The organism is Stieleria magnilauensis, from assembly GCA_007753675.1.
In the GTDB taxonomy this organism is placed as follows: domain Bacteria; phylum Planctomycetota; class Planctomycetia; order Pirellulales; family Pirellulaceae; genus Stieleria; species Stieleria magnilauensis.
Window position 1 is genome coordinate 3,391,712 of sequence record CP036432.1, and the last position, 13,758, is coordinate 3,405,469.

General features: G+C 58.7%; 8 protein-coding genes. 6 read left to right on the forward strand and 2 right to left on the reverse strand.

All coding sequences use genetic code 11. From position 1 onward, the window contains the following. Positions 1-37 precede the first annotated feature (37 nt). From TBK1r_RS11945 to TBK1r_RS11960, 4 genes are all read left to right on the forward strand, one after another. Positions 38-2,602, forward strand: coding sequence for a DUF1588 domain-containing protein (locus tag TBK1r_RS11945; protein WP_419581263.1), 2,565 nt, complete (start codon positions 38-40; stop codon positions 2,600-2,602). A gap of 4 nt (positions 2,603-2,606) precedes the next feature. Then, positions 2,607-3,929: a DUF1552 domain-containing protein gene (locus tag TBK1r_RS11950; RefSeq protein WP_145210525.1), complete on the forward strand. Its 1,323-nt coding sequence runs from the start codon at positions 2,607-2,609 to the stop codon at positions 3,927-3,929. A 28-nt stretch (positions 3,930-3,957) separates the two neighbouring features. Continuing rightward, positions 3,958-5,013, forward strand: a complete 1,056-nt coding sequence (locus TBK1r_RS11955) for an NAD-dependent epimerase/dehydratase family protein (RefSeq protein WP_145210528.1) — start codon at positions 3,958-3,960, stop codon at positions 5,011-5,013. Between the two features lie 344 nt (positions 5,014-5,357). After that, positions 5,358-7,067 carry an IS1182 family transposase gene (locus tag TBK1r_RS11960; protein WP_419580133.1) on the forward strand — a complete coding sequence of 570 codons (1,710 nt, stop codon included), beginning with the start codon at positions 5,358-5,360 and terminating at the stop codon, positions 7,065-7,067. Positions 7,068-7,194: 127 nt separating this feature from the next. Here the strand turns inward: TBK1r_RS11960 and TBK1r_RS11965 are convergent, their stop codons facing one another. Continuing rightward, positions 7,195-9,456 (reverse strand): heavy metal translocating P-type ATPase, encoded by a 2,262-nt coding sequence (locus TBK1r_RS11965; RefSeq protein ID WP_145210533.1) that lies wholly within the window; start codon positions 9,454-9,456, stop codon positions 7,195-7,197. Between the two features lie 679 nt (positions 9,457-10,135). Here TBK1r_RS11965 and TBK1r_RS11970 point away from each other — a divergent pair. After that, on the forward strand, positions 10,136-11,098 hold the full coding sequence (locus TBK1r_RS11970; RefSeq protein ID WP_145210537.1) for an IS110 family RNA-guided transposase: 963 nt from the start codon (positions 10,136-10,138) through the stop codon (positions 11,096-11,098). 649 nt (positions 11,099-11,747) lie between these two features. Further along, positions 11,748-12,284 carry a hypothetical protein gene (locus TBK1r_RS11975; RefSeq protein WP_145210540.1) on the forward strand — a complete coding sequence of 179 codons (537 nt, stop codon included), beginning with the start codon at positions 11,748-11,750 and terminating at the stop codon, positions 12,282-12,284. A 357-nt stretch (positions 12,285-12,641) separates the two neighbouring features. On the opposite strand, the gene TBK1r_RS11980 is transcribed toward TBK1r_RS11975, so the two are convergent. Further along, positions 12,642-13,604: an IS110 family RNA-guided transposase gene (locus TBK1r_RS11980; RefSeq protein ID WP_145210543.1), complete on the reverse strand. Its 963-nt coding sequence runs from the start codon at positions 13,602-13,604 to the stop codon at positions 12,642-12,644. Between the last annotated feature and the right edge of the window lie 154 nt (positions 13,605-13,758).

Here is a 13,758-nt window from a genome sequence, read left to right on the forward strand (position 1 = left end):
GCCGCGCTCGATCCCACCTCCAATGACTCACCGAGTGATGAATCAAGCCTTCATGCCCTTCCATCACAGGCGTCGATGCCGCGCAAGCCACCTGCGCAGCACGTTCACAACCACATGGACCGCCGCGCGACATCATGCGTTGCCGATGATCGTGCTGTTTGCCGTGCTCACGACGACACTGCTGCTGCAACCATCCGCTGCAGCCGCCGAAGCGACCGACTCCAACGACACGCAACAACTCAATCACCGCAAGGACGACGTGATGTCGTTCTTGCAGCAGAATTGTCTCGACTGCCACGACGGCAGTGAAGGTGAAGGCGGATTTGATTTGAACCGTCTAAAGTGGGCCGATCTGGCACACTCCGGTGAACCCCAGAATAGCGAATCCCCAAACAGCGAACCCCAAAACATCGCCACTTGGGTCCGCGTCTTTGACCGCGTTGCAGACGGCGAAATGCCGCCGGAGGAATACGGCGAAGTCGAAGCGGAGCCCAAAGCACGTTTTCTCAACTCGGCCGCTGAGTCGATCGACCAAGCCATCACGTCGCGTCATCAATCACTCGGCCGCGTGCTCTCCAGACGACTGACCAACCATCAACTGGAACGAACGCTCGGTGACTTGTTTGCGATCGCCGCCCCGCTTTCGAAATTAATGCCCGATGAACAACGCACCGATGGGTTTCGCAACATCGCCGATGCCCAGTCGATGTCCCACTATCATCTCGAAGACCACCTGCGCGTCGTCGATGCGGCCTTGGACCTGGCCTTTGATCGACTTCGCCCCAACCAGTCCGACGTCGTCATCGACCTGCCCGCCTCACGAATCGCGAACAAGCGCAAGGGGCAACGCAATCGCGATCCCGAGTTGCGCGACGGCGCGGCGGTGATCTGGTCCTGCGGGCTCTCGTTCTACGGACGGATCTCCCGCACCGAAGTGGACCATTCCGGTTGGTATCGCATCACACTGGATGCTTCTTCATTGAAGATGCCCGACGATCGCGGCCTGTGGTGTTCGGTCCGAAGTGGCAAATGTGTTTCCAGCGCGCCACTGATGCATTGGGTCGGCGCATTCGAAGCGACTGAGACTCCGCACACGTTTACCTTCACCACATGGATCGAAGCCGATCACATGCTTGAGATCCGCCCGGCCGACAGCACGCTCAAGAAAGCTCGCTTCAACGGCGGGCAAGTCGGATTCGGCGAAGGGGAACCGCAAGACGTTCCCGGTGTCGCGATGCACTCGCTCAAGATCGAACGAATTTATCCCGGCGGAGACCAGGCGGCCGTCCGGCAAGCTTTGTTCGGCAATCTGGACGTGCGTTACGATGCGAAATCGAAACGGTTCCAATTGCACAGCGATTCACCGGCAGAAGACCTGAAAAAGCGGTTGCATGACTTTGCCACCGCAGCCTTCCGCGGCCCGGTCACGACGGAGATGCTGGAACCGTACGCCCGCCTGATCGAACAACGCGTCGCGGACGACAACGATCCGATCGAAGTGCTTCGTCAAACGTATCGAGCCTTGCTGTGTTCGCCTCGCTTCATCTATTTCACCGAAACACCCGGACGTCTGGACGACCGCGCCGTCGCCAATCGACTCAGCTACATGCTGACCGGCAGAGCGCCCGACTCCAAACTGCGTGCGGCCGCCGACGCGGGGCGGTTGTCCGAACCGGCGGAGATCGTTGCGCAGACGCGTCGCCTGCTTCAAGGCGAAACGCTGCAGCACTTCGTCAACGATTTCTCCGACCAATGGCTGGACCTCACCGACATCGACTTCACCGAACCGGATCGTCGAATGCACAAGGATTTCGACTTGGTGGTCCAAAATGCGATGCTCGGTGAGACCCGTCGCTATCTGCAGACATTGATTGTCGAAAACCAACCGGCGCGGATGCTGGTTGAATCCGATTTCACGTGGTTGAACAATCGTCTGGCCCGCTACTATGACATCGAAGCCGACATCGCCCCCTCGCAATGGAAACGCGTCTCGATCGCGGACCATCCGTTTCGCGGCGGGTTGATGACGCACGGATCGATCCTGAAGGTGACGGCCAATGGATCCAACACCTCGCCGGTCGTCCGCGGCGTTTGGATCTGCGATCGATTACTCGGCGTTCCCATCCCCGATCCGCCGGCCAATGTGCCCGCCATCGAACCTGACGTCCGCGGTGCCACGACGGTTCGCCAGATCCTTGAAAAACACCGTTCGCAAACCGAGTGTGCATCGTGCCATGCGAAAATCGATCCTCCCGGATTCGCGCTGGAACACTTTGACGCCGCCGGCAAGTGGCGTGATCATTACCTCACGCGTCGCGGCGGCTCCTATAAAAAAGGTCCCAAAGTCGACTCGGCGTACCGGCTTGCCGACGGTCGAGAATTCGATTCCTTCGTCGCCTTCCGAGAACTCGCCGCCAGCGATGACCATCTCGTCGCCCGAAACTTTGCCGCTCAACTGCTCGTCTATGCGACCGGACACGAAATCACGTTCGCCGACCGCAAGACCCTGGACAACATCGTCGCTCAAACCAAACCCGATGGCTATCGATTGCGATCGCTGATCGAAGCCGTCGTGACCAGCAATACCTTTCTCACCAAGTGAACCGATGACGAACAAACAAAATCACGCCGGGCGTAACGCCCCCGTCCGTTTTCATTCGCCGAAGAGTCGCCTGGCCCGCCGTACCCTGCTCCGCGGCAGCGGCGTCGCGATGTCACTGCCTTGGCTCTCAGCGATGGAAGCCTCCGCCGGCGCAAAATCCGATCCCCCCGCCCATCGCTTCGTCTCGGTCACGATCGGCTTGGGCTTGCTCGGCGAAAACCTGTTCCCCGAACAAGCCGGTCGCACGTATGCGCCGTCCCGCTATCTGAACCCACTGGCTGACATCCGTGATCAATTCACGGTCGTCTCCGGCAGCAGCCATCCGGGCGTTTCCAACGGACACCGCGCCGAAGCGAGCATCTTGACCGCCACGCCGATCGGCAACAGTGGCAGCGCCAAGAACACCATCTCGGTAGACCAATACCTGGCCAAACATCTCGGCGGCGCCACGCGTTATCCGTCGTTGGTCCTCAGCACCAGCGGCACCCAGAGCCCTTCGTACACCGACACCGGGGCGATGATCCCTTCGCTGAGTTCGCCGGCGGAACTGTTTGCGACGCTGTTCATCGACCAGTCGCAACAAGAACGATTGCGGCAAGCCGATCGGATTCGCAGCGGACGCAGCATCATGGACGTGGTCAACGAAGATGCGAAACGATTGCAACGTGATCTGGGGGCCGGCGACCGCAACCGATTGGATTCCTACTTCTCCAGCGTACGCGAGTTGGAACAACGGATGGCCGCCAACGAACGATGGGCGAAGATGCCCAAGCCGGTCGTCGATGCCAAGCCGCCGACCCCACCGGACGCCAACGATTTGGTCGGCTGCCAGGCGATGATGCTGAGCTTGATGAAACTGGCCCTGCAAACCGACTCGACACGATTCATCACGTTGAATCTTCCCGGTGGCAACGCCAAGCTGCCGATCGAAGGCGTCGACGAAGGCTATCACACGCTCAGCCATCACGGTCGCGACGCGGACAAGCTGGCCCAATTGGCGTTGATCGAAGAACAGATCGTCGGCGCCTATGGCGACTTTCTTCGCAGCTTGGCGAGCTTTGAAGAAACCGATGGCAACTTGCTCGACCAGACCTCCGTCCTGATGACCAGCAATCTCGGCAACGCGTCCAGTCACGACAACCGAAACCTGCCGGTTCTGGTTGGGGGTGGCGGCTTCCGCCACGGACAACATCTCGCCTTTGACCGCGCCAGCAACTATCCTCTAGCGAACCTGTTCGTTTCGGTACTGCAACAAAGCGGACTGCCGACGGACGAATTTGCCAGCGGGAAATCGACGATGAAGGGGCTTGAACCGACACGGGCTTAGCCCACACCGCGAAGTTAGCGTGAGAGTCATGGCCAACGTTTTAGTCACCGGGGCCACCGGTTTCATCGGAACTCAGTTGGTCCGACAGCTGACGCAACGAGGCGACCAGGTGACGTGTCTGGTTCGATCGAGTTCCGATCTTAGGCCACTGCAGCCTTTGAACCCACGCTTCATCGTCGGCGACTTCTCCGACCCACGATCCCTTGAGAACGCCGTCTGCGATTGCGAGATCGTTTTCAATCTGGCCGGCACGACGAAAGCGCTTCGCAAGCCAGACTTCGAGCAAGCCAACGTGTTGGGCCCCAAGCACCTGGCCGCTTGTTGTGCCGCCCTCGATGCTCCCCCGACCTTCGTCCACGTTTCCTCGTTGGCCGCCGCCGGCCCCTGTTCTGGATCGACGCCACGCACCGAAGCTGACCCGCCGGCACCGGTCTCCGACTACGGCAAAAGCAAACTCGGCGGCGAATCCGCCGTGCGTGAGTTCGCCGAGTCACTGCCGATTTCCATTGTCCGCCCGCCGATCGTCCTCGGCCCCGGAGACCGCGACGGATTTGAGATGTTCAACGGCATCGCGAAATGGAACCTGCATCTGGTCCCCAGCTTCGCCGACCATGTCTTCTCCGTCGTCCACGTCGATGACCTCTGCCATGCGCTGATGAATGTCGCCGTCCGCGGCAAACGACTTTGTGGCGACGCGGGCTGTCACCAAGGCATCTACTTCGCCGCCGCCGATGAGACGCCCACCTATGCCGAACTGGGACGGCTGATCGGTCGATCATTGGGAAAGAAACACGTTTACATCGTGCGTGGTCCGTCGGCAGCGATTTGGGTCATCGCCGCCGTCAACGAACTCGTCTCGCGGCTACGCGGTCGGCCGCACATCCTCAGCATCGACAAGGCCAGGGAGGCGACGGCGGGATCGTGGGCCTGTAACGCCGATCGGCTGCGCCGCGAGACCGGTTTTCGCCCCGCCAAGACGCTTCAAGAGAGGATCGACGACACCACACGGTGGTACATCGACAACGGTTGGATCAAGCCACGGTCGGCACCCGACAAGGTGACTCCCAAGGGGCACGTCGATTGACGCGGTCCGCCGTCGCGCAGGTCATGCCGGCACGCTACTCATTGCCATTGCGGAAAAGGGGTAAGAAGATTTTGGAGGTAAGAAAATGATGAGAAGCGCCCGTAAATCGATTTAGCCAAAATCTTCCTACCTCCAAAATCTTCCTACCCCTTCACTCATCCACCTTCACCCGTCTCAGCCGCAACGCATTACTCACGATCACCAAATCCGAACCGACCATGCGGCCTGTCGGTTTAGTGTATCCACAAAACGAGGGGAGGTGGCTTAGTAGGCATCGTCACGATGTTTGCTATTCTTGGCGGATCGTCGTCGCGATTCACTTCTCACGCAGGGAGGCTTGCCCAGTGAGCCAGAGACAACCCAAGACCAGCTATTGGCAGGAAGCTCCTACACCACGCGGGCAACTGGTCCTCATTCCCACCGCCCTGGAGGAACTCATCCCTCAGGATCATCCCGTTCGCTTGGTCGACGAGATTCTCGATCAGATGGACTGGACTGATTGGGAGGCGGCCTACAACGGCGGATTCGGTCAGCCGCCGATCCATCCCAGCGTAATGGCAAAGATCCTGCTGTTTGCCATGATTCGGCGAATCCGATCCAGCCGGAACATTGAATACGAACTCAAGCATTCGATCGATTTTATCTGGCTTAGCAGCGGTCGCCGCATCGATCACAGCACGATCAGCGACTTCCGCCGAAACAATAGTGATGCAGTCAAAGGCATCTTCAAACAAATGGTCAAGCTGGCGATCAACCTGGGGATCGCCAATCTCTCGGAACTGTGCATCGACGGCACACGCATCCTGGCTGACGCCAACAAATACAAGACTTGGACGGCCAAACGATTAGCCAAAGCACTCGAAGAACTTGACGCGCAAATTGATGAGGCCCTGGAAACCTTCGAAGTCAACGACGCATGCGACGAAGATCTCATCGGCCAGGACGTTTCGGCGGACCGCCTCCCCGCCGCCGTCGCCAACTTGAAGTCACGCCGCTCACAACTGGCCGCTCATCTGGAGACGGTCAATGCGATGGACGAAGTCCGCAGGAAAAATGGGACGAAGGGCCCCGCCCAGTTACCCAAGACTGACACGGACAGTCGCATTCTTCCCAATAAGGAGGGTGGTTACGCAGCCAACTTTACTCCGATGGCGACGACCGAAACGCAGAGCGGCCTGATCGTTGCGGCGGACGTCTTGATCGGCAACGTCGAACACCACGAATTTGCCACCATCGTCGACTGTGTGGCCAACGACTTTGGAATTGACATTAAGCGAGTCATGGCTGACTCGGCTTACACGACGGGCAAAAACCTCACTGCGGCTGAGGAAAAACAGATCGAACTGATTGGCCCGCTTGCCGAAACCAATCGCGAGAACAACCCTGCCGAGCGTTCGGATTTGACTGAGCCCGTTGCCGCCGATCAGATTGATCAGTTGCCGGTTAATCCACAAACCAAACGATTTGACAAAGCAGCGTTTGTGTACGACGAAGCGAACGACTGCTATTACTGCCCGGCAGGCAAAGTGCTTTCACATCGGACGACCGAGAACACGACGCATGGCGACGGCTCTCCGGTGCAGCGAAAGGTTTACACCTGTTTTGAATGCGAGGGCTGCACGCTGGCTGGGCGTTGTCGCAAGAACGTGAAGCCAAAAGACGAGGCAAGCAGCAGCGAGGCATCGTCCCAGGAGTCCAGCGAAGCGACCTCGTCGGACAAGCGAGCGGGCAAGCGACGTGGTCGCAAGCCTGGCCCGCCACGTGGTCGCGAGACGATGCATGATGAGCATGAAGGAGCGCGACGTCGGCAGCGTGCGCGAATGGAAACGCCTGCAGCCAAAGAGGCTTACTCTCGTCGTCAGCATTTCGGTGAAACGCCTTTCGCCGTGATCAAGAGCACGCTTGATATGCGGCGATTCCTGCTTCGAGGTATCGCAGGTGTGAATCAAGAATGGCGCTGGGCGGCGACCGGATTCAATCTGAAGAAAATCATGAGTTACTTGGCGAAGCTGCGCGCCGCCGCGGCGACACAATCGCTCGGAACAGCAAACTAGGGGAGATAGGGGGCATTTCGAACGAAATCCGCCACAAGCGAACGCCACGATCCCGTCAACACGCTTACCAACGACTCTGGATGCCCCGCATAGCACCATAAAAGCCTCGTCCGGAACCAAAATCGAATCAACCGTCCCCAGGAACTAAATCGACAGGCCGCATGGCGAGTGCCGCAGTGATCGGATGCAACTCTCTGAGCCACATCGGCGCCGACTCAACCCCGGCCAGCACCCCCGCGGCGATTGGAATCAGCGCCACGTTGTAGGCGAACGCCCAGAACAGGTTTTGTTTGATGTTGCGCATCGTCAGCACCGACAACTTGACCGCCCGCGCGACGCCTTTTAATTCCCCGCCCAACAACGTGACGTCCGCCGCTTCGATTGCGACGTCCGTGCCGGTGCCGATCGCGATCCCTACATCCGCCTGCGCCAGCGCCGGGGCATCGTTGATTCCGTCGCCCACCATCGCGGTGAATTCGCCCCGCGACTGCAACTCGCGAATCCGCTCTGTTTTCTCACCCGGCAACACCTCTGCCATCACGTCGTCGATCCCGACCTGGCGGGCGACCGCGGCGGCGGTATGTTGATTGTCACCGGTCAGCATGGAAACCACGATGCCTTGATCATGCAGCCGCGCAATCGCTTCCGCCGACTCCGGTTTGATCGTGTCCGCCACGGCAATCAAACCGACCACTTCGTCTTCGCAAGCGATCCACATCACCGTTTTGGCTTGGCGTTGCAATTCCGCCGCGCGAGTCTGCAAGGCGGGATCGATGGACGAATCCTGTTCGATGAAACGCTGATTGCCGACCCGCACGCGTTGACCCTTCCTAACGGCCGTCACACCCTGTCCAGAGCTGGACTGCACATCGTCGGGAATCGTGGTGTCCACGCCCAAGCGATCGGCTTCGGCCAAGATCGCGGTGGCGATCGGGTGCTGGCTGCCGCGTTCGACACTGCCGGCCATCGCGATCAATCGTTCGTCACTGAGTCCGCCGACGGCGATCGTGTCGGTGACCACTTGCTCGCCCCGGGTGATCGTTCCTGTTTTGTCGAGTACCACGTGCTTGATCGCACCGACCCGCTGGATCGCTTCGCTGGACTTGAACAGGATGCCGTTCTCCGCCCCGCGTCCCATGCCCACCGTCACCGCCAGCGGTGTCGCCAGCCCCATCGCACAGGGACAGGAAATGATCAACACCGAAATCATTCGCAAGATCGCCCCGACGGTGTCGCCGATGACGAAGAACCAGACGCAAAACGTGACCATCGCGACCGCGATCACGATCGGAACAAAAATCCCGGAAATCTGATCAGCCAGCTTCTGGATCGGCGCCTTGGTCGCCTGAGCCTCGGCCACCTGTTTGACGATTCGCGCCAGCGCCGATTCCGCGCCCAAGTGCCGCGCCTCGATCGTCAACATACCATCACCGTTGATCGTCGCGCCGATCACACCGCTGCCGATCGGTTTGTGGACCGGCATGCTCTCACCGGTGATCATGCTCTCATCAACCACGCTCTCGCCTGCGATCACCGCGCCGTCGACGGGAATCTGTTCGCCCGGCCGCACGATCACATGATCTCCCACAATCACGTCCTGGATCGGCAAGTCGACTTCCGCGCCGTCGCGGAGGACACGCGCGTTTTTCGCTTGCAGATTCAATAACGACGTGATCGCACCATTGGTCCGCGTCTTGGCACGACTCTCGATCCAGTGGCCGACCATCACCAGAGAAATGATCGTGGCGGAGGTTTCGAAATAGACATGTTGCCCCAGTATCTCGCTACCGGCAGACAACAACAGCATCACCGCCACACTGAAGAAGTAGGCGACCGAGGTGCTCATCGTCACCAACACGTCCATGTTGGCGAATCGGCTGCGCAGCGATCGATAGGCCCCCAAATAGAACTCGCGGCCGACGAAAAACTGGACCGGCGTGGCCAGGGCGAACATCAAGTAGTTCACCCAACCGGCATGCGCCCACGGCCCCCAGAGGCCAAAATCACGGCCCATGCTGAGCACGAACAACGGCAGCGTCAATGCGACACCGATCCACATGACCAGCGTGTCGTGCTGCTCTTGCCGACGGTCTTCTTCGGCGGTGTCGCGGTCGCCCGTTTCCACCTGAAAACCGGTCTGACGAATCACCTCGGCCAATTGCGACTCGTCGGTCCGCGCCGGATCGTAGCTAACGACGACGTTCCCCCCGGCGAAATTAACCACCGCCGAAACCACGTCCGGTTGCCGCAACAACGACCGCTCGATCGATTGGGCGCACCCGGCGCAGGTCATGCCCGACACATTGAATTCGGCCCGTCGGGCCGGCTCGGCAGTTTCCAGACCGGCCACCGACTCAGATTCAATTTCAGTTTCCCCCAGTCTATCCATCACTTTTTCCAAAACATCCGGTTTAGCAATCCCACCAAGAGGATCGGCGTAACGCTGTCAACGCTAGACGTAGTATTCGGGGCGATCAAGAGTCGTCACAGTCGCCGTCGCGACATTCTAGCACGGTACCGTGCCCAGAATCTGATGGGAATCGGCCCCAACGGCGAAGTGGACGGGGGCCACTTGACCGCCCTCCTCGGCACCCCCTGTTACTGAATGGTGTCACCCACCGAACGTCTACGCTCGCTTGCTAGAACGCACGCTCCGACCGGAAGCACCGGCAGGTGAAATGAACCCACCGATGGCAGCGCGAACCCACGGATCGTCCTGCCGATTGCCATCCGTGGGTTCGCGCTGCCATCCGTGGGCAACTTTTCCGATTGCTGCATTCAGACAATGAGATGAATCGCCCAGAGTCGGTGGGTAGTGTCTTGGAAACGGCGGCTCGACTTCGCTGTCCACGATTGAATTCGTTTTCAAGCTGGGCTTACGCGTGAGCCATGATTCGAAAAGTGCCTGCCGGTTAGCTGCCGGCAGGCACGCGGACTCGGTAGATCGTTGTGGGTAGACACCCGATGTCGTGTGCCATCTAGATCGCCGGTCCGTTTCGTTCTCAGCCCGAACAGCCGAGGGAGCCACCGACAAGTGTGAGCTCGCACTACTATCCAGGGACCAAACGATGACGACAGTTTACAAAAGATTCATTGGGGTTGACGTCGCAAGCCGCAAACTTGATCTCTTCGATTCGGTGGCAAAAGTACATCAAACGATCGATAACACACCGGAAGCAATCAACGCATGGATCAAACTTCTCCGCCGCAAGCGTGCCAAGACAATCGTGGTGATGGAAGCCACCGGAGGCTACGAAAGCAATCTGGTGGACGCTTTGCACGAAGCCGATACGGATTGTTGCGTGTGCAACCCCGCGCAGGTGCGATCGTTCGCCAAAGGGATCGGACTGATCGAAAAGAACGATCCGATCGACGCCAGAATGATCGCCCGGTTTGGTGAGGTCGTCACGCCAAAGTTGCGTGAGAAACCTTCTCCCGAAGAACGCAAGCTCAAGGCGCTGGTGCATCGACGTGATCAAATTCTCTCGCAACAGTCGGCCGAACGGAACCGCCTTGCCCAAGCCCGCGACGAGGAAGTGCGTGAAGTCATCCAGGAAGCGTTGGACTTCTATAAACGGCAAATCGTGGGGATTGAGAAGAAAATTGCCGCGCTGATCGATGCCAGCCAACCCCTGTCAGAGCGAGCAGCGCTACTCGCTTCGTGCCCCGGTGTCGGCACCGCAACGGTCGCGATGTTTCTGGCCGAGCTCCCCGAACTAGGCTCGCTCAACCGCGGCCAAATTGCCAAGCTCGTTGGCGTCGCGCCGATCGTCCGTGATAGCGGCCAAAAGGAAGGCAAACGCAGCACGTTTGCCGGTCGCTCCCTGGTCCGCAAAGTGCTTTACATGGCCGCTTTGGTTGCCACGCGACACAATTCGATCATGAAAGCGTTCTACCAACGCCTGCTGGCCAAAGGCAAGCCGCCGAAGGTGGCGATCGTGGCGGTGATGCGAAAGCTCTTGGTAACGCTGAATGTCATGGTGCGCGAAGGAACGCCTTGGCGTGAATCCACTCTCGCGCCTGCGGGGTAGGCCTCTGGGGCAACACTGGCATCGGTCCGACATGGCAAAGTCCCACATGCATACGTGTCGCATCGGAAGTCACTCACCCCCTTCATACAACAAGACGTTTGGTGAGCCCCTTTCGCGTCGCCGTCACATTGGCCTGCGCAAGCAGATGAGGCCGATGTGACGGCGATGCGGAATGGGGCGGCCCATTTCGTTGAGTCCCGAACGAGCGTCAGCCCCCCTCAGTACCACCCTGAGCTGAATCTCACCAACCAGAGCCAAAGATGCAAAACCAAGAAAACTTCCGGGCGAGCCATCACTCGCCATTGACAGAAACTAAGACAGCCGATGGCACTAAATCACGCTCTAAGAGTCGGTGGGTGGCACTAATTCACGCTAGATCACGCCTCAGGACCGAAGCCATTGTGCGGCTGAAAGAACGGAGCACCTCAGAATCGTTATCATCATTCGGTATTGGACGCACAGCCGATGCTGTCGTCACCGACCCACAAACAGTGCGTCTGTCCACAAAGGCCGTCGAATCTGGTCAGGAGGCAATCCTTTGCGATATAAAATCCGAACCCTCCTCGTCATCACCGCCTGCTTCGCGGTGCTTGCGTTGTGGGCCAGGAATCACTTCACCAGTCCCTACGGGGACAAGGCTCCGGCGTCATTGCTTTCGCCGATTCGAACAAAAATCACGGTTCATCCAAACGGAATCGTTCAAACGAGACGAATCACCTATTCGCTATTTGATTACGGCATTTCTGAATTTGGCAACATTCGCCTAGCCGTTGCGAACAAGCCATTTTCCGGTAAGTCATCAGGCACGTTGTTGCTTTCATCAAACCCGGCGCTCGCAAATTCGATCACCAGTGATTCCTACAGCGCAACCGGCGTGGGCAACCGCCGATTCGAGCACGAAATCACCGCCGATGGTTCTTCGTGTCGATTTGGCGGCCTATCGTTCGAGATCGTGGATTGTGAATTGCGTTTGCTAAATGACACCTTTCCTGTCGATGAATCGCCCACACTGATCGTTGTCAACGCGAAGGGCGAGATCGAAGCTGTAGTTGAGATCCCAGTGCAAGCCGCCACAGGCGTTGGATCTGAAATGGTCGGTTCTGAGCCGTTCGCGGACCCATCGAGCAATAGAAAAGAAAAATCCAGTGACGCCGACGATCCATTTGCCGCCAGCCCGTTTGACTAGCCGCAAACCAACTCGGGCGATGGATGGTGCCATCGGCTGTCTTAGTTTCTGTCAATGGCGAGTGATGGCTCGCCCGGAAGTTTTCTTGGTTTTGCATCTTTGGCTCTGGTTGGTGAGATTCAGCTCAGGGTGGTACTGAGGGGGGCTGACGCTCGTTCGGGACTCAACGAAATGGGCCGCCCCATTCCGCATCGCCGTCACATCGGCCTCATCTGCTTGCGCAGGCCAATGTGACGGCGACGCGAAAGGGGCTTACCAAACGTCTTGTTGTATGAAGGGGGGGGGTGACTTCCGATGCGACACGTATGCATGTGGGACTTTGCCATGTCGGACCGATGCCAGTGTTGCCCCAGAGGCCTACCCCGCAGGCGCGAGAGTGGATTCACGCCAAGGCGTTCCTTCGCGCACCATGACATTCAGCGTTACCAAGAGCTTTCGCATCACCGCCACGATCGCCACCTTCGGCGGCTTGCCTTTGGCCAGCAGGCGTTGGTAGAACGCTTTCATGATCGAATTGTGTCGCGTGGCAACCAAAGCGGCCATGTAAAGCACTTTGCGGACCAGGGAGCGACCGGCAAACGTGCTGCGTTTGCCTTCCTTTTGGCCGCTATCACGGACGATCGGCGCGACGCCAACGAGCTTGGCAATTTGGCCGCGGTTGAGCGAGCCTAGTTCGGGGAGCTCGGCCAGAAACATCGCGACCGTTGCGGTGCCGACACCGGGGCACGAAGCGAGTAGCGCTGCTCGCTCTGACAGGGGTTGGCTGGCATCGATCAACGCGGCAATTTTCTTCTCAATCCCCGCGATTTGCCGTTTATAGAAGTCCAACGCTTCCTGGATGACTTCACGCACTTCCTCGTCGCGGGCTTGGGCAAGGCGGTTCCGTTCGGCCGACTGTTGCGAGAGAATTTGATCACGTCGATGCACCAGCGCCTTGAGCTTGCGTTCTTCGGGAGAAGGTTTCTCACGCAACTTTGGCGTGACGACCTCACCAAACCGGGCGATCATTCTGGCGTCGATCGGATCGTTCTTTTCGATCAGTCCGATCCCTTTGGCGAACGATCGCACCTGCGCGGGGTTGCACACGCAACAATCCGTATCGGCTTCGTGCAAAGCGTCCACCAGATTGCTTTCGTAGCCTCCGGTGGCTTCCATCACCACGATTGTCTTGGCACGCTTGCGGCGGAGAAGTTTGATCCATGCGTTGATTGCTTCCGGTGTGTTATCGATCGTTTGATGTACTTTTGCAACCGAATCGAAGAGATCAAGTTTGCGGCTTGCGACGTCAACCCCAATGAATCTTTTGTAAACTGTCGTCATCGTTTGGTCCCTGGATAGTAGTGCGAGCTCACACTTGTCGGTGGCTCCCTCGGCTGTTCGGGCTGAGAACGAAACGGACCGGCGATCTAGATGGCACACGACATCGGGTGTCTACCCACAACGATCTACCGAGTCCGCGTGCCTGCCGGCAGCT

Excerpts from the sequence above, each read along its gene's own strand:
- TBK1r_RS11945 (WP_419581263.1), top strand. The coding sequence starts at position 38 with ATGAATCAAGCCTTCATGCCCTTCCATCACAGGCGTCGATGCCGCGCA.
- TBK1r_RS11950 (WP_145210525.1), top strand. The coding sequence starts at position 2,607 with ATGACGAACAAACAAAATCACGCCGGGCGTAACGCCCCCGTCCGTTTT.
- TBK1r_RS11955 (WP_145210528.1), top strand. The coding sequence starts at position 3,958 with ATGGCCAACGTTTTAGTCACCGGGGCCACCGGTTTCATCGGAACTCAG.
- TBK1r_RS11965 (WP_145210533.1), bottom strand. The coding sequence starts at position 9,456 with ATGGATAGACTGGGGGAAACTGAAATTGAATCTGAGTCGGTGGCCGGT.
- TBK1r_RS11970 (WP_145210537.1), top strand. The coding sequence starts at position 10,136 with ATGACGACAGTTTACAAAAGATTCATTGGGGTTGACGTCGCAAGCCGC.
- TBK1r_RS11980 (WP_145210543.1), bottom strand. The coding sequence starts at position 13,604 with ATGACGACAGTTTACAAAAGATTCATTGGGGTTGACGTCGCAAGCCGC.